The sequence below is a fragment of the Herbaspirillum rubrisubalbicans genome (assembly GCF_003719195.1).
GTDB classification, from domain to species: domain Bacteria; phylum Pseudomonadota; class Gammaproteobacteria; order Burkholderiales; family Burkholderiaceae_D; genus Herbaspirillum; species Herbaspirillum rubrisubalbicans.
Genome location: NZ_CP024996.1, coordinates 2,051,433 through 2,070,458, shown reverse-complemented (window position 1 = coordinate 2,070,458; position 19,026 = coordinate 2,051,433). Strand labels below are relative to the sequence as shown.

Annotated in this window: 16 protein-coding genes; 8 read left to right on the top strand and 8 right to left on the bottom strand. The window is 63.9% G+C overall.

Going from position 1 to position 19,026, the window contains the following annotated elements:
- Positions 1-522 precede the first annotated feature (522 nt).
- From RC54_RS09215 to moeA, 4 genes are all read left to right on the top strand, one after another.
- Positions 523-3,735: an Rne/Rng family ribonuclease gene (locus RC54_RS09215; RefSeq protein ID WP_061788763.1), complete on the top strand. Its 3,213-nt coding sequence runs from the start codon at positions 523-525 to the stop codon at positions 3,733-3,735.
- A 347-nt stretch (positions 3,736-4,082) separates the two neighbouring features.
- A complete protein-coding gene (moaA, locus tag RC54_RS09210; protein ID WP_061788762.1) occupies positions 4,083-5,198 on the top strand; it encodes a GTP 3',8-cyclase MoaA in 1,116 nt (371 codons plus the stop codon).
- Between the two features lie 27 nt (positions 5,199-5,225).
- The gene (mobA, locus tag RC54_RS09205) at positions 5,226-5,840 is read left to right on the top strand and encodes a molybdenum cofactor guanylyltransferase MobA (protein WP_058895104.1); all 615 of its coding nucleotides are present in this window, start codon (positions 5,226-5,228) and stop codon (positions 5,838-5,840) included.
- Complete coding sequence (gene moeA / locus RC54_RS09200) at positions 5,837-7,150, top strand: molybdopterin molybdotransferase MoeA (protein ID WP_058895103.1); 1,314 nt, start codon at positions 5,837-5,839, stop codon at positions 7,148-7,150. The genes mobA and moeA overlap by 4 nt, the downstream gene beginning before the upstream one ends.
- A 116-nt stretch (positions 7,151-7,266) precedes the next feature.
- Here the strand turns inward: moeA and RC54_RS09195 are convergent, their stop codons facing one another.
- From RC54_RS09195 to RC54_RS09180, 4 genes are all read right to left on the bottom strand, one after another.
- Positions 7,267-8,748 carry a DNA recombination protein RmuC gene (locus RC54_RS09195; protein ID WP_174526053.1) on the bottom strand — a complete coding sequence of 494 codons (1,482 nt, stop codon included), beginning with the start codon at positions 8,746-8,748 and terminating at the stop codon, positions 7,267-7,269.
- Positions 8,749-8,757: 9 nt separating this feature from the next.
- Positions 8,758-9,159, bottom strand: coding sequence for a group II truncated hemoglobin (locus tag RC54_RS09190; protein ID WP_044528317.1), 402 nt, complete (start codon positions 9,157-9,159; stop codon positions 8,758-8,760).
- Between the two features lie 81 nt (positions 9,160-9,240).
- Positions 9,241-11,739, bottom strand: coding sequence for an ABC transporter permease (locus tag RC54_RS09185; RefSeq protein WP_061788761.1), 2,499 nt, complete (start codon positions 11,737-11,739; stop codon positions 9,241-9,243).
- 49 nt (positions 11,740-11,788) lie between these two features.
- Positions 11,789-12,139 (bottom strand): hypothetical protein, encoded by a 351-nt coding sequence (locus RC54_RS09180; protein WP_058895101.1) that lies wholly within the window; start codon positions 12,137-12,139, stop codon positions 11,789-11,791.
- Positions 12,140-12,354: 215 nt separating this feature from the next.
- Here RC54_RS09180 and RC54_RS09175 point away from each other — a divergent pair, with 215 nt between their 5' ends.
- Complete coding sequence (locus RC54_RS09175; protein WP_058895100.1) at positions 12,355-12,753, top strand: lysozyme inhibitor LprI family protein; 399 nt, start codon at positions 12,355-12,357, stop codon at positions 12,751-12,753.
- A gap of 80 nt (positions 12,754-12,833) precedes the next feature.
- Positions 12,834-13,124, top strand: coding sequence for a PsiF family protein (locus RC54_RS09170; RefSeq protein ID WP_017450774.1), 291 nt, complete (start codon positions 12,834-12,836; stop codon positions 13,122-13,124).
- Between the two features lie 109 nt (positions 13,125-13,233).
- Here the strand turns inward: RC54_RS09170 and RC54_RS09165 are convergent, their stop codons facing one another.
- Together RC54_RS09165 and RC54_RS09160 are read right to left on the bottom strand one after the other, a co-directional pair.
- Positions 13,234-14,700: an IS1182 family transposase gene (locus RC54_RS09165; protein ID WP_058896034.1), complete on the bottom strand. Its 1,467-nt coding sequence runs from the start codon at positions 14,698-14,700 to the stop codon at positions 13,234-13,236.
- Positions 14,701-14,820: 120 nt separating this feature from the next.
- A complete protein-coding gene (locus RC54_RS09160) occupies positions 14,821-15,480 on the bottom strand; it encodes a LysE family transporter (RefSeq protein ID WP_058895099.1) in 660 nt (219 codons plus the stop codon).
- Positions 15,481-15,701: 221 nt separating this feature from the next.
- On the opposite strand from RC54_RS09160, the gene RC54_RS09155 reads away from it, so the two are divergent.
- Both RC54_RS09155 and RC54_RS09150 read left to right on the top strand, forming a co-directional pair.
- Positions 15,702-15,950, top strand: coding sequence for a hypothetical protein (locus tag RC54_RS09155; protein WP_058895098.1), 249 nt, complete (start codon positions 15,702-15,704; stop codon positions 15,948-15,950).
- 85 nt (positions 15,951-16,035) lie between these two features.
- Positions 16,036-16,374, top strand: coding sequence for a hypothetical protein (locus RC54_RS09150; RefSeq protein ID WP_061790641.1), 339 nt, complete (start codon positions 16,036-16,038; stop codon positions 16,372-16,374).
- Positions 16,375-16,526: 152 nt separating this feature from the next.
- On the opposite strand, the gene tilS is transcribed toward RC54_RS09150, so the two are convergent.
- Together tilS and RC54_RS09140 are read right to left on the bottom strand one after the other, a co-directional pair.
- A complete protein-coding gene (gene tilS, locus RC54_RS09145) occupies positions 16,527-17,933 on the bottom strand; it encodes a tRNA lysidine(34) synthetase TilS (protein WP_061790640.1) in 1,407 nt (468 codons plus the stop codon).
- A gap of 81 nt (positions 17,934-18,014) precedes the next feature.
- A complete protein-coding gene (locus RC54_RS09140) occupies positions 18,015-18,995 on the bottom strand; it encodes an acetyl-CoA carboxylase carboxyltransferase subunit alpha (protein WP_017450769.1) in 981 nt (326 codons plus the stop codon).
- Between the last annotated feature and the right edge of the window lie 31 nt (positions 18,996-19,026).

Below are 19,026 nucleotides of genomic sequence, written 5' to 3'. Positions count from 1 at the left end.
GCCTGGAAGTGGAACAGAATTGTTTGGATCATCAGGATAAAAGTCTGGCAAGACTCGCATCCGGTGTTCCGGTTCAGGTCCGCAGCGCACAGCCCCCGGCAACAGCAGCATCATGCAGCGCAACCGGCGCAGGCTCATCCGCCCGCCCCTCTTGCAGCGCATTGCCCGGGCCCTGCCGCAGTCCTGGCCGAAGCACCGCGAAGCTTGCCGGTTGATGCAGTTGAACCCGATCGCCGTCGCCAACCCACCATGTTACGTTTGGCTCCACAGACCAGCTTACCGTCCGCAGTTGCCTGCGCGACCGCCTATGGCGGAGCGCGCGGCGCGGATACGGTGCTGCCCGGCTTTCCCGTCTGCCGCATCCGCGCCCCCTTGTGCTGGAGCGCCCGCTAAGGCGCAATCACACAATCAAGGCAATTCCCTCCCCAATCACTTCGTTCTCGCGTACATCCCCTGTACTTTTGGCCCGCTACCACATACGGACGGGCCATTTGAAGGATCTTCGGATCCCGGAGTGAAACCATGAAACGTATGTTGTTCAACGCCACGCAGCAGGAAGAACTGCGCGTAGCGATCGTTGACGGTCAGAAACTGATCGACATCGACATCGAAACCACCGGACGCGAGCAGCGCAAGTCCAACATCTACAAGGGCGTCATCACCCGCATCGAGCCCTCGTTGGAAGCCTGCTTCGTCAACTACGGCGAGGAGCGCCACGGCTTCCTGCCCTTCAAGGAAGTGGCCCGCAGCTATTTCAAGGAAGGCATCGACGTCCGTAACGCCAGCATCAAGGAAGCGCTGCGCGAAGGTCAGGAAATCATCGTCCAGGTCGAGAAGGAAGAACGCGGCAACAAGGGCGCTGCCCTGACCTCGTTCATCTCCCTGGCCGGCCGCTACCTGGTGCTCATGCCCAACAACCCGCGCGGTGGCGGCGTGTCGCGTCGTGTCGAAGGCGAAGACCGCCAGGAACTGCGCGAAACCATGGACAAGCTGGACCTGCCCAATGGCATGTCCGTCATCGCCCGCACCGCCGGCATCGGCCGCAACGTCGATGAACTGCAGTGGGACTTGAACTACCTGATGCAACTCTGGCGCGCCATCGAAGGCGCCGGCCAGTCCGGCTCGGGCGCCTTCCTGATCTACCAGGAGTCCTCGCTGGTCATCCGCGCCATCCGCGACTACTTCCAGCCCGACATCGGCGAAATCCTCATCGACACCGACGACATCCACGACCAGGCCCAGCAGTTCATGGCCCACGTGATGCCGGACATGGTCCACCGCGTCAAGCGCTACCGCGACGACGTGCCGCTGTTCTCGCGCTTCCAGATCGAACACCAGATCGAGACCGCCTACTCGCGTACCGTTCCGCTGCCTTCGGGCGGCGCCATCGTCATCGACCACACCGAAGCACTGGTGTCGGTGGACGTGAACTCGGCGCGCGCCACCCGTGGCAGCGATATCGAGACCACCGCCTTCAACACCAACCTCGAAGCGGCTGATGAAGTGGCCCGCCAGTTGCGCCTGCGCGACCTGGGCGGCCTGATCGTGATCGACTTCATCGACATGGAGAATTCCAAGAACCAGCGCGAAGTGGAAGGCCGTCTCAAGGACGCCCTGCACCACGACCGCGCCCGCGTTCAGATGGGCAAGATCTCCCGCTTTGGCCTGATGGAACTGTCGCGCCAGCGCCTGCGCCCGTCGCTGTCCGAAGGCAGCCACGTGACCTGCCCGCGCTGCAACGGCACCGGCCACATCCGCGATACCGAATCCTCCGCCCTGCAGGTGCTGCGCATCATCCAGGAAGAGGCGATGAAGGAAAATTCGGCCGCCATCCACGTGCAGGCGCCGGTGGACGTCGCCGCCTTCCTGTTGAACGAGAAGCGTGGCGAAATCCTGAAGATCGAGACGCGTCATCGCGTCACCGTCATCATGATCCCCAACAAGCACCTGGAAACCCCGCACTACAAGATGGAACGGATCAAGCACGACGATCCGCGCTTAGACGACGCCCAAGCCAGCTACACCATGGCCGAGCAAGCCGATACCGACATCGGCTACAGCCAGCGCCAGAAGGAAGAAGTGCGTCCGCGCCAGGAAGCCGTCGTCAAGGGCATCACCCCCGACCAGCCGGCCCCCATCGTCGAACGCAAAGCCCCGGAACCGGTGGCCGCCGCCGTGCCGCCGCCGACCCTGGCACCGGAATCTGGTCTCTTGGGCAAGATCTTCGCCTTCTTCCGCAAGAAGCCGGTAGCGCCGGTAGAAGCCCCGGCAGCCGTCGAAGCCAAGGCCCCTGCCAAGCGCGAAGGCGAACGTGGTGGCCGTGGTGGCGAGCGCAATGGCCGCAACCGCAACCGTGGTGAGCGCACTGAACGTGGTGAGCGCGCCGAACGTGGCGAGCGTGGTGAGCGCAACGGCGAGCAACGCGCCGCCCGCGGCCCGGCCGCCGTCGAACTGAAGACCGGCGAAGCCGCCGAGGCCAAGCAGGCCCGCCCGCCGCGTGGTCCGCGCGAACCCAAGGAAGGCCGCGAACCGCGCGAGGCACGGGAAGGCCAGGAACCGAAGGAAGCCCGTCGCAATGAAACGCGTGAACCCCGCGAGCCACGCGAACCGCGTGAAGCCCGCGAGGGTCGTGAAGTGCGCGAAGGCCGTGAACCGCGTACACCACGTGAACCGCGTGAACCGCGCGCCCCGCGTGGCGAACGCAATCCAGCCAAGACCGAGGAAGGTCTGCCGCTGGAAGTCGCACTGGCAGCCGGCGCCGCTACCGCAGGCGTGGCCGTGGCGCTGACCAATGATGAGCAGGCAGCCCAGGTCGACGCCGCACAGGTCGAAGGCGCTGAAGGCGTCGAAGGCGTGGAAACTGCCGAAGGCGGCAGCGAGCCGCGTCGTCGTCGTCGTCGTGGCGGTCGCAACCGTCATCGTCGCGAACGTGACGAAAACGGCAACCTGATCGAAAACGCCGAAGGTGATGCCGCCGAAGCCAATGACCAGGCAGAAGCTGGCGAAACGCCGCAATCCGTGGTCGTGGCCAGTGCCGCGGCGGAAACCGTCATCACTGCCACCCCGGCAGCGCCGGTCGAAGTGGCCCAGGCAGCCGTGGCCCAGGCCTCGTTCTCGGCCTCCCCGGTGCCCCAGCCAAGCCAGGAGCCGACCCCGGCCGCCCCGGTGAACGTTCAGGCCGAAGCCGCCGCCCAGGTCGAAAGCGGCGTCAATTCGGTGGAAGCCGTCGCTGCTGCCGCAGCCGAAGCGACCGAAGCCGTGTTCTCGCACCAGCAAGCCATCGAACCGCCAGCACCGTCCATCGACGCCAGCTTCGCCCCGACGCCGGCCTTCGAACCGGTGCAGGCAGCGGTGGCCGCTCCGGCGGCCTCCGAAGCCCCGGTCGAAGTGGTCGCCGCACCGGCCCCGGTGGTACCGCAGCAGATCAGCCTGCTGGATGCCGTCGAAGCCAGCCCGGCTGTGGCCGCCGAAGCTCCGGCTCCGGTAGTTGCTGCACCTGCCGCACCTGCCGCAGCTACACCACCTGCTGCTGCCGGCAACGGCGCCCAGTGGGACTCGCTGCAGCAGATGCTGTCGCACGCCGGCCTGACCTTGGCCACCACTGACCCGGTCAAGCTACGCGCCGCCCAGGAAGCGGCTGCGGCCATCGTGCCGGCACCGCGTGTTCCGCGCGAGCGCAAGCCGCTGCCGCCGCAGTCGAGCGAGCCGCTGGTGCAGGTGGAAACCCGCCGTTGATGCCGGCAGGGTGGGTCAGCCATGACCCACCGACTGCAGATCGACCATGCGAAAGGTAGAAAGGGAGCTTCGGCTCCCTTTCTCATGTCTGCTTGGCTGCAGCAAGGTGGCATTTACCCCTTGTCATCGGCAATAGACACCCTATTTGGTGACAGTTGGGGGGCAGCGGCAACGATACAGTCACCCTCACCGGCCACTGCCGCGCTGACCAGATGGCGCCAGGGCCGCGCCAGTGGCGGCACGGGCCGCCCGGCTCAGCCGTAAACCGGGCATATATGAATGATCGTGCATCTACCCCCGTGCGCCTCCCGTGCTATCGTTAGCTACCTGTGACTCCCCCAGCTCGTATGAACAAACGCGTCATCCCCATCGTCGCTGCCCGGCCCGCGCCCTTCGCCAGCAAGGCAGGCACCGTGACGCCACTGGCGGTGCAGCCCAGCGGCTGGCTGAGTGACAGCCTGGGGCGTCCCCTGCATGACCTGCGCATCTCGGTCACCGACCGCTGCAATTTCCGCTGCGTCTACTGTATGCCCAAGGATGTCTTCGACAAGCAATACCAGTTCCTGCCGCATTCTGACCTGCTGAGCTTTGAAGAACTGGCCCGCGTGGCCGCGCAGTTCGTGGCCCATGGCGTGCGCAAGATTCGCCTGACCGGTGGCGAGCCGCTGCTGCGCAAGAACATCGAAACCCTGATCGCCCTGCTGGCTGCCCTGCGCACGCCCGACGGCCAAGCCATCGACCTGACCCTGACCACCAACGGCACCCTGTTGAAGCAAAAGGCCCAGGCGCTCAAGGACGCCGGCCTGCAACGCGTGACGGTGTCGCTGGATTCGCTGGACGACGCCAGTTTTCGCCGCATGAATGACGTCGATTTCCCGGTGGCGCGCGTGCTGGAAGGTATCGAGGCCGCCCATGCGGCCGGGCTGGGGCCGATCAAGATCAACATGGTGGTCAAGAAAGGCGTCAACGACGATCAGATCCTGCCCATGGCGCGCTACTTCAAGGGAACGCCGACCATCCTGCGCTTCATCGAATACATGGACGTGGGTTCCTCCAACGGCTGGCGCATGGATGAAGTGCTGCCCTCGCGCGAGGTGGTGCGCCGCATTTCAGCCGAGCTGCCCTTGCAGGCGCTGGACCCCAACTACACCGGCGAAACCGCCGAACGCTGGCGCTATGTCGATGGCAGCGGCGAGATCGGCGTCATCTCCAGCGTGACCCAGGCCTTCTGCCAGGATTGCTCGCGTGCGCGCCTGTCCACCGAGGGCAAGGTCTATACCTGCCTGTTCGCCAGCCAAGGGCATGATCTGCGCAGCATCGTGCGCAACGGCGGCAGCGATGCCGAGATCGCCGGCGCCATCGCGGCCCTGTGGGGTCAGCGTGGCGACCGCTATTCCGAACTGCGCAGCGCCATGCAGGCCACGCCGGCGCGCAAGGTCGAGATGTCCTATATCGGCGGCTAGCCCGCTGCTGCCCTGCCCCTCTGCACCATGGATTCCCCTACCCTCTTGACTGCCAGCCACATCACCGGCCTGGTGCTGGCCGGTGGTCGCGGCACGCGCATGGGCGGCGTGGACAAGGGCTTGCAACTGCTGCACGGCAAGCCACTGGTGCAACACGTCCTGGAACGGCTGGCGCCGCAGGTCGGTACCCTGGCCATCAACGCCAACCGCTCGCAGTTGCAATACGCGCGCTTCGGCTACCCGGTCTGGCATGATCTGCAAAGCGATTACCCCGGCCCGCTGGCCGGCCTGCAATGCGGCTTGGCCCATTGCACCACGCCGCTATTGGCCAGCGCCCCGTGCGACTCACCGCTGATCCCCTTCGACCTGGTGGCGCACCTGGCCGAGGCCATGGCCGCAGCCGGCGCCGAAGCGGCCATCGCAGTCACTGACGATGGCCAGCGACGCCAGCGTCATCCTGTATGCTCCCTGCTGCGCAGCGCCACCCGCAGCTCGCTGGACGCCTTCCTGGCCGCTGGTGAGCGCAAGATGGAACGCTGGTTTGCCACGCTGGCTTGCGTGGAAGTCGAGTTCCCCGACGCGCGCGCCTTCAGCAACATCAACACCGGGCCCGAACTGCAACGGCTCGAAGAAGAACAATGACCCAGACCAAGACACCTGCCACGCCCCTCACCGCCAGCCTGCACGACATCGTCAGTTGCATCAGCGGCTACGATCCCCACGCCATGACCGTGGCCAGCGCGCAAGCCGTGATCCAGGAATTCATCACGCCCATCGACACCGTCGAAAAACTGGCCATCCGCAGCGCCCTCTCGCGGGTGCTAGCGCAAGACATCATCTCGCGCATCGACGTGCCGGCACACGACAACTCGGCCATGGATGGCTACGCCCTGCGCGGCGCAGAGGTGGCCGCGGGACAGCAGGTGCGCCTGCAGATCATCGGCGCGGTCCATGCCGGCGAGCGCTTCAGCGGCACGGTCGGGCCCGGCCAGTGCGTGCGCATCATGACCGGCGCCCCCATGCCGACAGGCTGTGACACGGTGATCCCGCAGGAACTGACGACCGATGCCGATGCCCAGGCCGTGACCCTGCCCGCTGGCCGCGTGCGCCCCGGCGACAACCGCCGCCTGCGTGGCGAAGACCTGGCGCTGGGCAGCGTGGCGCTGCCGCGCGGACGGGTGCTGCGCCCCTCCGACATCGGTTTGCTGGCTTCGCTGGGCATTGCCGAAGTGCCGGTGCAGCGCCGCCTGCGGGTGGCCTTCTTCTCTACCGGTGACGAATTGCGTTCGGTGGGCGAGCCGCTGGAACCGGGCTGCGTCTATGACTCCAACCGCTATACCCTGCACGGCATGTTGACCCGCCTGGGCTGCGACGTGCTGGACATGGGCGTGGTGCCGGACGACCCGGCGGCGCTGGAAGCGGCCTTTCGCAATGCCTGCGAAGAGGCCGATGCGGTCATCACTTCCGGTGGCGTCTCGGTGGGCGAGGCCGACTACACCAAGCAGATCATGGCCAGCCTGGGCGAGATGACGTTCTGGAAAATCGCCATGCGCCCCGGCCGCCCGCTGGCCTTTGGCCGCATCCAGTCACGCGGGCGCGCGGCTTACCTGTTCGGCCTGCCCGGCAATCCGGTGGCGGTGACGGTGAGCTTTTCCTTCTTCGTGCGCGACGCCCTGCTGCGCCTGGCCGGCGCCGAACCCAAGCCGCTGCCGCGCCTGCGCGCCAAGACCGCGACCGCGATCCGCAAGAAAGCCGGTCGTACCGAATACCAGCGCGGCATCCTGGCGCCCGATGACCATGGCACATGGCAAGTACGCCTGACCGGGATGCAAGGCTCGGGCATCCTGCGCTCGATGTCGGATGCCAATTGCATCATCGAACTGGAACACGAACGCGGCGACGTGGCTGCGGGTGAAGAGGTGGCGGTGGTGCTGTTCGATGGACTGGTCTGAAGTCTGAGGTATGAGGTATGAGGGCAGAGGTCTGAGCTCTGAACTCTGATCTCATGCCATCACCCATGAAAAAAGGGACGGCACGCCGTCCCTTTTGCATTGCCTGGCATCAGGTTTCAAACGCCCTCGGCATCCTCCCCCAGATCCAGCTCACCCGTGCCCAGCAGCTTCTGCGCATTCTCCACTGGCAGCGCCTCCACCGCCTTGAGCTTGCGGGTCATCTGGCGGGTGCGGGTCTCGGCCTGGTCGATGTTCTTGGCCACCCGCTCCAGCGCGCTCTTGGTCGAAGCCAGCACTTCGCCGAACTTGCCGAACTCGGTCTTGACCGCGCCCAGCACTTGCCAGACCTCTGAGGAGCGCTTTTCCAGCGCCAGCGTGCGGAACCCCATCTGCAAGCTGTTGAGCAGCGCCGACAAGGTGGACGGCCCGGCAATGGTGACCCGGTGGGTGCGCTGCAGCTCGTCAGACAAACCCGGCCGGCGCATCACCTCGGCATACAGGCCTTCGGTGGGCAGGAACAGGATGGCGAAATCGGTCGTCAGCGGGGGCGACAGGTATTTCTCGGCAATCGTTTTGGCCTCGCCGCGCACGGCGCGTTCCAGCTCGCGCCCCGCCGTGGCCACGCCCTCGGCATCGGCGCGCTCGGCCGCATCGACCAAGCGCTCGTACTGTTCCTTGGGGAATTTGGCATCGATCGGCATCCACACCTGGCCGCCATCCTCCTTGGCCCCCGGCAGGCGGATGGCGAATTCCACGCGCTCGCCACTGGCGGGCACGGTCTCGACGTTCTTGGCGTACTGGTCGGGCGTGAGCATCTGTTCCAGCAGGATTTCCAGTTGGACTTCACCCCAGGTGCCGCGCGTTTTGACGTTGGTCAGCACGCGCTTCAAGTCACCCACGCCGGTGGCCAGTTGCTGCATCTCGCCCAGGCCCTGGTGCACCTTGTCGAGACGATCCGACACCAGCTTGAAGGATTCGCCCAGGCGCTGTTCCAAGGTGGCGTGCAGTTTTTCATCGACGGTCTTGCGCATTTCTTCCAGCTTTTGCGCATTGTCGTTCTGCAGGTCCTTGATCTTGGCTTCCAGCGTGGCGCGCACTTCGGCCATGCGCTGGGCATTGGATTCGGTCAGGGCCGAGAGTTGCTGGTTGAGTGTATCGCCGAAGCGCTTGAGCGAGACCGCCTGCTCTTCGCGATTGACCTGGGCTTGCAGCGTGATGGACTGGCGCATGTGGTCCAGTTGCTGGGCATTGGTCTCGTTCAACTTGACCAGTTGCTGGGCAAAGCCGTCGATCTGCTTGTTCTGCAAGGTAGCCACGCTGGACATCTGCGTGGCCAGGGTCTGCTGCAACTGGGCGAAGTTGGCACCCAGTTCCTGGCGCGTACCCTGGGCACTGATCTGCACCTGGCTGCGCAACTCGCGCTCGATGCGCTCGCCGGTGTCCTGCTGGTGGCGCTGCAATTCCTGCTTGAGCTGCAGCAGCGCTTCTTCCATCTCGCCACCAGCGTCATGGCGCTGGCCCGAGCGCAGCAGGATCAGCAGTTGCAATACGAGGCCGACCACGATCAGGCCGGCCAGGATCATTTCGAAACTCGTCATCGCTGGCCCTTACTCCGGCTTGTTGCGCATCCAGTCGGCGGTCTGATAGAGCGCCGCCAGCAGGCGTTTCATCAAGTCCTCAGGCAAGCCCACGTCTTGCATGGCCCAGGTCATGCAGCGCAACCACTGGTCGCGCTCGGAGATGCCGATGGGGAAAGGCAGATGGCGCGCGCGCAGGCGCGGATGACCGAATTTTTCCATGTACAGGCTGGGCCCGCCGGTCCAGCCGGAGAGGAACATATAGGTCTTTTCCCGCGAAGCCTCCAGCGAGGGCGGGTGCAGTGCGCGGATGCCGGCAAATTCCGGCTCCAGATCCATCAGGTCGTAGAAACGATCGACCATCTCGCGCAGCTTCTCAGCGCCGCCGATGAGTTCGAACGTGGTCGGTTGGTTGGGGTCTTCGATTTGCATAAGACCGCCATGATACCGCAGCCAGACTGCCGCGTCGGCGCAGTCCGGCTACCCTTGCCGGCTTTCTTGATCTGCTTCGGATCAGGCTTCGCGCAAGGTCTGCAAGGGCGGACGCCGCAGCACATGGCGCAGTCCGGCCCAGCCACCCAGCGCCGAACAAGCCGCGCCCAGTCCCATGCCGGCCACCCACACCAGCGGGCTGAAACTCCAGTCGAAATTGAACACGTAATGCGCCAGCGCCCAGCCGATGGCCGCCGCCCCGCTGGCCGCCAGCAGGCCGGCCAGCGAACCCACCAGCAACACCTCGATGCGCTGGGCGGAGGACAGCTCCTGGCGGGTCGCCCCGAGGGCGCGCAACAGGCCCGCCTCGCGCACACGTTCATCCTGCGACCCTGCCAGTGCAGCGTACAGTACCAGTACACCTGAACACAAAGTGAACAGGAACAGGAACTCGACAGCAGCAATCACTTGACCGACCACTTCCTGAATCTGTCTCAGTACACTTCCTATGTCCACCACGGTCAGATTGGGGAAGTCACGCGTGAGGGTATTGCCCAGCGCTTCCTGGGCGGGAGTCAGATGCACCGCCGTGATCCAGCTTTGCGGCGTATCGCGCATCAGGGTCGGGTTCAGGATCACGAAGAAATTGACCCGTAGCGAACCCCACTCCAGCTTGCGCAGGCTGGTCACGGGCGCCTCGACCAGTTGCCCGGCGATGTCGAATTGCAGGCGATCGCCCAGCTTGATGCCCAGGGTCTGGGCCAGCCCCCGTTCCACCGAGGCTTCCGGCTTGCTGTCGTCGTACCAGCGACCCGCCACGATGCCATTGCCGGGCGGGATGTCGGGCATGGTCGAGAGATTGAATTCACGGTCCACCAGGCGCTTGGCGCGGTCTTCCTGGTAATCGGCGGCCGTGATGGCGCGGCCATTGATCTGCACCAGCCGGCCCCGGATCATCGGGTACAGCGCCACATCCTGCACCTCGCCCTGGCGCAGTGCCTGCTGCACCGCCTGGCGCTGGTCGGGCTGGATATTGATGATGAAGCGATTGGGCGCATCGGCCGGCGTGGCCTGGCGCCAGGCGCCGACCAGGTCGCCGCGGATCACGGTCAGCAGCAGCAAGGCCATCAAGCCCAGGCCGAGCGCCACCACCTGCATCACGGCGGCCGCCGGCCGGCGTTGCAGGCCGTCGATGGCGAAACGCCAGCTCTGGCGATCCACCAGGCCGCGCAAGGCGCGCAGCGCACGCAGGCACAGCCAGGCCAGCAGCGCGAACAGACCGAAGCCGCCGAGGAAGCCGGCGATGGTCAACAAGCCCAGCTTGAGATCACCGGCCTGCCACAGCAGCAAGCCCGAGAACACCAGCGTGCCCAGCAGATAGCTGGCCACGGTCAGCGCCTGCGGTGCCCCCTGGTCGCGCCGGATCACACGGTTATGCGGCACGTTGCGCAATTGCAGGATGGGCGGCAAGGCAAAGCCGACCAGCAGCAGCAAGCCGGTAGCCACGCCCTGCAACGCCGGCGCCCAGCCCGGTGGCGGCAAGGCGGTTGGCATGAAACCGCCCAGCCATTGCAGCAGCGCGAAGTGGGCGGCAAAACCGAGCAGCATCCCGATCACGCTGGCGACCGTCCCGATGAGGATGAATTCGGTCAGATAGAGCACAGTCACCTGGGCTTGCGTCAGACCGAAACAGCGCAGCATGGCGCAGGCATCCAGGTGGCGCAGCATGAAGCGACGGGCCGCCATGGCCACCGCCAGCGCGGCCAGCATGGCCGACAACAGGCCCACCAGCGACAGGAATTGTTCGGCGCGATCCAGCGTGGCGCGCATTTCCGGGCGGCCGTTTTCCAGCGACTCCAGGCGCACGCCGCGCAGTTGCTCGGCCTCAATCTGGCGTTCGATCTGTTGCTGGTAGCGCTGCACCGCCTCGGCGGGGCCGGCGATGAGCAGCCGATAGGTCACGCGCGAACCCACCTGAACCAGGTGCGTGGCGGCCAGGTCGGCCTCGCCCAGCATCACGCGCGGGGCGAAGTTGACGAAGGCGCTGCCGCGATCGGGCTCGACCGAGATCAGGGCAGCGATCTTGACCGGCAGGTCACCCAGCTTGAGGGTATCTCCCACCTTCACATCCAGTTGCGACAGGATCTGCGGATCGACCCATACCGTACCCGGCTGCGGGATACCCTGGGCGGGCCGGTCGCGGCCATCGTCGGCGCGCAGCGTGAGCTGGCCGCGCAGCGGATAGCCGGCTGTGACCGCCTTGATGGACGCCAGTACCGAACGCGCCGCATCGCCTTCGCCGGCCTGAGCCATGCTGGGGAAGACCTGGGTCTGGGCCTGCAGCAACCCCGCCTGGGCGGCCTGTTGCAACCAGGTCGGCGGCAGCGGCTGGTCGGCCGCGATCAATAGATCGGCGCCCAGCAACTGGTGCGCATCACGCGTCATGCCGGCGCGCATCCGATCCACGAAGAAACCGACCGACGACAAGGCCGCCACCGCCACGACCAGGGCGATCAGGAGGAAGCGTAATTCACCGGTACGCCAGTCGCGCAGGGTCATGCGCAATGCTTGTTGGAACATGCAGGAGCCAGGGAGGAAGAAAAAGGAAAAGAATGCAGGACGCTGGAGGTCAGCGCAGCCACAGCCCCGCCACGCCCAGGGCCAGCAGCACGCAGCCGGCAGTGAGCAGTTGCAGCCGGCGACGCATCCGGTCCATGGTTGCCACCAGTTGCGCATTCTGCTCGGCCAGGGTGTTGATCAACTGGGTCGCTTCCAGTTGTTCGGCCTCCAGTTGGGCCAGGCGCTGCCCCAGTTGATCGACATCGCTGCCCACCGGCTTGACCTGCTGCGCATCGACGGCTGTCTTGGCCTTGCGCGTGCGCGACCACAGCTCGCGCGCGCCCTTGACGATGCCGGGCGTGGCCTGGACCACGTCGCCCCAGGGAATCAATTTGATCGCGGATAACCAGCTCAATCCCATCTGCACTACTCCTTGTCGACGATGTGGGGGGAGGACGATGGATACGGCTTGTTGCAATTTCGTTTCAAGCCGGTGAGAACCGCACTCCTCTGTCTTCTTCTAAGACAGGCAAAATGTGATTTTATCCCGACCCGTTCCAAACTGCGGTATCGAGCCTGCTTACTGCCGGGCAACAAGCTGTTGTAACGGGTGTTCAGACTAGATGGAGTTCGACCATGAAAGCCCCCCTGCGCTGCTTGCACCTGCTGGCAGCCACCCTGCTGCTGTGTGCCGGCAGTGCCTTTGCCGCCGATTGCACCAAGGCCGCCACCCAGGCCGAGATGAATGCGTGCGCCTCGGAGACGCTGACCCAGAACGATGCCGATCTCAATGCCACCTACATGGCCTATCGCGACAAACTCAACAAGGCACAGCAGAACCAGCTGCGCGAGGTACAACTGGCTTGGTTGAAATACCGCGACCTGTCCTGCCGCTTCCAGAGTTCGGCCAGCGCCAGGGGATCAGCAGGCGAGCTGGCGCGCCAGACCTGCCTGGCCGACAAGACGCGCCAGCGCGCCGACGAACTCAAGGCACTGGCCGGTTGCCAGGAGGGTGATCTGAACTGCGTGCGCTAGGCAGTCATAAACTTTCATGCTGTAATGCTCCCGTCTGAATAAACAGGCAAACCATTCCACACTGCCCCAGGGAGTCTTCCATGAAAAAACTGATCTTCGCCATGACCACTTTCGCGCTGGCCGCCCCGCTGCTGCTCAGTTCTCCTGCCATGGCGCAGAATGCGCAGCAGGACAAGATGAAGCAATGCAACGCCGACGCGGCCGGCAAGAAGGGCGATGAGCGCAAGGCCTTCATGTCCTCCTGCCTGAAGAAGGAACAACCCAAGCCGGCCACGCAGCAAGACAAGATGAAGCAATGTAATGCCGACGCCGCTGGCAAGAAGGGCGACGAACGCAAGGCCTTCATGTCTTCCTGCCTGAAGAAGAAGTAATTCTGTTCTTCTGGCCACCTCACCCGGTGGCCCATGAAAAAACCCGCAAGTCGCCTTGCGGGTCAGGTTGATGACGAACCCCGTGTTTTCGAACACGGGGTTTTGTTTTTCAGGCGCAGGTAATTTGCAGATGGTCGATGGCGCAGAAGCCAAGCAAGGCGCTCATTTTTCGCTGTAGCCACTTTTGTACGCTGGCAGAGGCGCTCAAGCCGTGTAAAAGCGCGCGCAAGCGCGCCACCAACAGGGCAATCTTCTTCATGTTCTGGGCCGCCGCCGCCAACAAGCACTGCTCGGCGACCTTGCGCAATCCCCGCATACGGGCATAACGATGTCCGTGCAATTGCTTGGCGTCGGCGAAGCTGCGTTCTACCGTTTCCTTGCGTCGGGCATAGATGCGCTTGCCCCATTCGGTACGACGCCGATCATCCACCTTCTCCTTGGAACGCTCCCACACATGGCGCGTCACCACCTTGACCGCATTGGCGCTATTGGTGCATTGCTCGCGTACCTTGCAGCCTCGGCATTGCTCAGGGTTGGATTTGTATTCCCGATACCCCAGTCGATTGGTCGTGCTGTAGCGCAAGGGTTGACCCTGCGGGCAGATGTATTCGTCACGGTAGGCATCGTACTCATACGCCCGTTTAAAGAATGTCCCCGGCTTGTGGTTGGGTGTGCGGTAGCCCATCACGCCGCTGATCTCGCGATTCTCCAGTCCCTGGCAGACGGCCGGTGTGAAGTAGCCCGCATCCAGGCCAACGGCCTGTACATCAAATCCGAACGTCTGGCGCTGACGATCCAGGCGCGCCAGATAAGGCTGACTGTCATGGACTGAGGCGGGCGTGACATGGGTATCGGTAATGATGGAATGCTTGGCATCGACGGTGCGGTGATCCAGGTAGAAGAAGCCCTTGGGCTTGTCGTCGCGCACCATGTAGCCGCTCTCGGGATCGGTGCGACTGACCTTGATCTCTTTGGTGGGCGGCTCATCATCGTCGTCACGCTTGAGCGGTTTCTTGCCATGCTCGGCACGGTCGATATCCACAGCGGCATCCAATTCGGCCAGATAGGCCGAGGGGGTCTGGGTAACTTGAACGTAGTCGAACTTGTTCTTGTTGGCGTTGGCCTTGAGGTGGGTGCTGTCGCTGTAGAGCACACGGCCATCGACCATGCCGCGTCCAATGGCCTGGCGCACGATCTCGTCGAAGATCTCTTGATAGACGGTGGTATCAATGAAGCGGCGGCGCCGGTTCTGGGAGAAGGTGGAGGAGTCCGGTACCTTGTCGGTCAAACGGAATCCGGCAAACCAGCGATAGGCCACATTGACCTGGACCTCGCGGATGAGCTGGCGCTCGCTGCGGATACCGAAGAGGTAACCGATGAACAAGAGCTTGAAGAGTACCACCGGGTCCAGTGCCGGGCGGCCATTGTCGGCGCAATACAGATGCGCCACCTTCTCTCGGATGAACTCGAAATCCACCGCCGCGTCGATCTTGCGCAGCAGGTGGTCCTTGGGCACGAGCATCTCGATGGTCACCATCTCTAACTCGTGCTGGGCGGCTGTCGGTTTTTTGAGCATGACCGATTAAACAACAAAGCCTTGGCTCTCGCCAAGGCTTTGTCATCAATCTGACCCGCAAGTCGCCTTGCGGGTTTTTTATTGCCGGATTGCCGGATTGCCTGAGGCAGTGAAACGATCTCAATGCTGGGTACGCTTGACGAAGAACAGCCCGGCCCCCACCAGCATGAGCACGCCGCCGAAGAAGCGGTTCTGCGCCTTGAGCGCCTTCTGGCTGCGGAAGAAACGTTGCAGGCGGCTGGCCGCGAAGGCATAACCGTGCATCACCACCACGTCCACCGCCACCATGGTCAACCCCAACACCAGCAGTTGCAGCCCCAAGGGGCGTTCGTGGTCGATGAACTGCGGCAGCACCGCCACCATGAAGACGATGCCCTTGGGATTGGTGGCATTGGTCAAAAAGCCGGTGATGCAGCGCTGCCACCAAGCCTGGCCGCGCTGGGCGCGGGCCACGGCATTGGCGGCGTCGATGGCTTCGCCTTCCTGCTCGGTCGGCACCGGGGCGCGCCATTGCGAGAAGCCAAGATAGATCAGGTACAGCGCGCCGGCGATCTTGACGGCGTTGAAGGCGGGCTCGGAGGCCACCAGCAGCGAGCCCACACCGGCTCCGGCAATGACCAGGACCACCACCAGCGCGACTTCCAGCCCGAGGATGGTGGCGCTGGTGCGGCGCACGCCGTAATTGAGGCCGTGGCTCATGGAGAGCACGGCGCCCGAACCGGGCGAGATCGCAATGACGCAGGCAGCGAAGAAGAAGGTGATCCAGGTTTGATAGGCCATGAGGGACTCGATCGAAGGGCGGGGGCGCACTGTGCAATATGGAGTTAACCATTATAAGCAAAGCAGCAACGAATGCTTACAAATACATGATGAATTGAAACACTTTGACGTCGTCTTTCACGTCGACGGCTCGTTATAGGAAGCAAGGCGCAACGAAACGATGAAGCGATTACGCAAAATCAAGCGCCGAGCGTAACAACCACTTTCTAAAGGAAATTGCCATGAAAACCAAATCCGTCATCGTCGCTTCCCTGCTGACCGCACTGGCCCTGCCGGTGTTCGCGCAGACCGGCGGCACCGCTGCCCCGGCTGCCGCTACGGCAGCAGCCCCGGCCAAGGCGGAAGCCGGCAAGACCGAAACCAAGCACAAGGCCAGCCATCACCACGCCAAGCACAAGAAGGCTGAAAAGAAGGAAGCTGCTGGCTCCGAAGCCAAGCCAGCCGCCGACAGCGCCGCCAAGACCAAGTAAGCCAGCAAGACTGCAAGCAGCACATCTGATTTCACACCGTACTACTCAACGCATACCAGACATCTGTCTCTGAAAGGACATCATCATGAAGACCAAGACCATCATCGTTGCCTCCCTGCTGTCGGCCCTGACCCTGCCCGTGTTCGCCCAGACCGGCAGCACCGCTGCCCCGGCCACCACCACTGCAGCACCGGCCAAGGCGGAAGCCGCCAAGACCGAGACCGCTCCGAAGGCCAAGGCTGAACACCACGCCAAGCACAAGAAGTCGGAAAAGAAGGCAGAGAAAAAGGAAGAAAAGAAGGAAGAAGGCAAGACCGAAGGCAAGGTCGAAAAGAAAGCTGAAAAGAAGGTAGAAAAGAAGGCGGAAAAGAAGGAAGCTGCCGGCACCGAAGCCAAGCCGGCTGCTGACGGCGCCGCCAAGTAAGCGGTCCGCAAGGAGCATCACCCCGGGCCCTTGAGACCCGGCCATGTCAGGGATGACAGGGATATCGCCCCCGCACCATCAGGTTCGGGGGCGATATTTTTTATATCGTTTTATATTTTTAAAATGCGCTAAATTATTTTTATTTTCCCGCTTCAATCAGGCTGCCAGCGCAAGGCAATGCGCTCACCCGATGCGACCAGATGTGCGCTATCCATGCCGATGCCGGCGGCAAACAGCAGGGTCTCGCCGGCCCACACCAGCGGCAGGAAAGGCCGCTCCCAGGCCGGCACGTCGGCACTCTGGTACTGCTGCTTGAGGCTGCGCGCCGGGCGATTCACGCCCAGCTTGATGCGCTCTCCACCACTGCGCCCGCACACCAGCAGCGCCTGCGAGCGCAGCCAGGTGGCATCCAGGCCGGGCCGCACTTCATCGCTGGCGATGGAATCGAAATGCAAGGTGCCGTAGAACGCCGCCACCCGCACCTGCGCCTGCCCTTCCCAGCGCAGGGACAAGGATGCGCCCTCATCGGGCGCGATGCGGCGCGGCGCCAGGAAGACGCGCTCGCGGTAGCGATGCACCTCGCCATCCGGGTGCGACACGCACAATTGCGCCTCGACGTCGGCCTGCAGCAACTGGCTGCGCATTTCCTGCATCCAGGCCGCCGAAGGCATCCGCATCCCGCGCAGCGCAAACCAGTGGCGCATCAGGTTCAGGAACCGTTGTTCACTCAAGCCCCGTAGCGCCGGCATGAGCAGGTGATCGTCCTGGCGGCATTGCGCCAGATCCTGTTGGGCCACTTCGCGCAGCAGCTCCTGCGCACCTTGCGCATGTCCGGCTGCGCGCGCCAGGCGCTGCTGGTAGCCGGGGAAAACCTGGCCCAGCGTGGGCATGACCTGGTGGCGCAAGGCGTTGCGGGTGTAGCGCGGATCCTGGTTGGATTCGTCCTCGATCCATACCAGCGCGAGTGCGCGCGCCACTGCTTCCAGTTGCGCCCGAGGCACGCCCAGGAAGGGGCGCACCACCAGGGTGTGGGCGTCACCCAGCAAGCCGGGGGCGGTATTGCAATGATCCATGCCCGACATCCCGGCCAGGCCACTGCCACGCAGCAGTTGCAACAGCACCGTCTCGGCCTGGTCATCCAGGTGATGCGCGGTCAGCAGCAAGGGCGCGCCATGCTGGCGGCACAGTCGTCCCAGCGCGGCATAGCGGGCCAGGCGCGCCGCTTCTTCGATGCCACTGTCGGCCACCCGCGCCAACTGCACCCGTTCGGCTGCACAAGGCAGGCCGCGCTGCGCGCAAAACGCCTGTGCATGGGCCCACCAGGCATCGGCATTGGCCGACAAGCCGTGGTGCACATGCAGCGCCACCACCTGGCCGCCACTGTCCTGTGCCCACTGCGCGGCCACCTGCAACAGTACGGTGGAATCGAGCCCGCCGCTGTAGGCCACGGCCAGCGTATCGCGCTCGACATCGAAGCCGGTGGCCGCGAGCGTGGCCTGCAGTGCCTGCATCAGGCTGGCCAAGGACTTGTCGGGGGAAGAGGAAGGATGATCGGACATGGAAGAAAATCGGGGCCGGAAAGACAAACGCCAGCGAAGCAATCGCTGGCGCCTGGATCGAGGAAGAATGAAACCGAGGGATTATTCCGCCGAATTCAATTCCTTGAACTTGCCGTAAGCCATCAGCTTTTCGTGACGTGCAGCCAGCAGATCCTTGGTCTTCATGCCCTGGAACTGGCGCAGCGAATCCGACAGCGCGCGCTTGAGCAGGCTGGCCATCTGCTTGGGATCGCGATGGGCGCCGCCCAGCGGTTCGTTGACGATCTTGTCGATCAGGCCAATGGCCTTCAGGCGGTGCGCCGTCAGCCCCAGCGCTTCGGCGGCGTCAGCGGCACGGTCGGCGGTCTTCCACAGGATGGAAGCGCAGCCTTCCGGCGAGATCACCGAGTAGGTCGCATATTGCAGCATCAGCACCGAGTCGCCCACGGCGATGGCCAGTGCGCCGCCGGAACCACCTTCACCGATGATGGTGGCGATCAGCGGCACCTTCAGTTCGGCCATCACGTACAGGTTGTGACCGATGGCTTCGGATTGACCGCGCTCTTCGGCATCGATGCCGGGGAAGGCACCGGGGGTGTCCACGAAGGTAAAGATGGGCAAGCCGAACTTCTCGGCCACTTTCATCAGGCGCATGGCCTTGCGATAGCCTTCCGGCTTGGGCATGCCGAAATTGCGCATGGCGCGTTCCTTGGTGTCGCGCCCCTTCTGGTGGCCGATCACCATGCAGGCCTGGCCATTGAAGCGGGCCAGACCGCCGACGATGGACTGGTCGTCGGCAAAGGTACGGTCGCCGTGCAGTTCGTGGAAGTCGGTGAAGATTTCGCGCACATAGTCCATGGTGTAGGGACGTTGCGGATGGCGCGCAATCTGCGAGACCTGCCAGGGCGTCAGCTTGGCGTAGATGTCCTTGGTCAGTTGCTGGCTCTTCTTGACCAGGCGTTCGATCTCTTCGGAGATGTCGACGGCCGAGTCGTCCTGTACAAAACGCAACTCTTCGATCTTGGCATCCAGCTCGGCGATGGCCTGCTCGAAGCCCAGAAAAGTCGTTGTCGATTTACTCATTGTGTTCCTTTTTCAACAAGTCCGATGATGC

Bases quoted from the DNA above. Each gene is read 5' to 3' on its own strand.
- RC54_RS09140 (WP_017450769.1), bottom strand. From the start codon at position 18,995: ATGAGTAAATCGACAACGACTTTTCTGGGCTTCGAGCAGGCCATCGCC.
- RC54_RS09190 (WP_044528317.1), bottom strand. From the start codon at position 9,159: ATGCAAATCGAAGACCCCAACCAACCGACCACGTTCGAACTCATCGGC.
- moeA (WP_058895103.1), top strand. From the start codon at position 5,837: ATGACCCAGACCAAGACACCTGCCACGCCCCTCACCGCCAGCCTGCAC.
- RC54_RS09165 (WP_058896034.1), bottom strand. From the start codon at position 14,700: ATGCTCAAAAAACCGACAGCCGCCCAGCACGAGTTAGAGATGGTGACC.
- RC54_RS09180 (WP_058895101.1), bottom strand. From the start codon at position 12,139: ATGGGATTGAGCTGGTTATCCGCGATCAAATTGATTCCCTGGGGCGAC.
- RC54_RS09170 (WP_017450774.1), top strand. From the start codon at position 12,834: ATGAAAAAACTGATCTTCGCCATGACCACTTTCGCGCTGGCCGCCCCG.
- RC54_RS09150 (WP_061790641.1), top strand. From the start codon at position 16,036: ATGAAGACCAAGACCATCATCGTTGCCTCCCTGCTGTCGGCCCTGACC.
- RC54_RS09215 (WP_061788763.1), top strand. From the start codon at position 523: ATGAAACGTATGTTGTTCAACGCCACGCAGCAGGAAGAACTGCGCGTA.
- tilS (WP_061790640.1), bottom strand. From the start codon at position 17,933: ATGTCCGATCATCCTTCCTCTTCCCCCGACAAGTCCTTGGCCAGCCTG.
- RC54_RS09155 (WP_058895098.1), top strand. From the start codon at position 15,702: ATGAAAACCAAATCCGTCATCGTCGCTTCCCTGCTGACCGCACTGGCC.
- RC54_RS09195 (WP_174526053.1), bottom strand. From the start codon at position 8,748: ATGACGAGTTTCGAAATGATCCTGGCCGGCCTGATCGTGGTCGGCCTC.
- RC54_RS09175 (WP_058895100.1), top strand. From the start codon at position 12,355: ATGAAAGCCCCCCTGCGCTGCTTGCACCTGCTGGCAGCCACCCTGCTG.
- moaA (WP_061788762.1), top strand. From the start codon at position 4,083: ATGAACAAACGCGTCATCCCCATCGTCGCTGCCCGGCCCGCGCCCTTC.
- mobA (WP_058895104.1), top strand. From the start codon at position 5,226: ATGGATTCCCCTACCCTCTTGACTGCCAGCCACATCACCGGCCTGGTG.
- RC54_RS09185 (WP_061788761.1), bottom strand. From the start codon at position 11,739: ATGTTCCAACAAGCATTGCGCATGACCCTGCGCGACTGGCGTACCGGT.
- RC54_RS09160 (WP_058895099.1), bottom strand. From the start codon at position 15,480: ATGGCCTATCAAACCTGGATCACCTTCTTCTTCGCTGCCTGCGTCATT.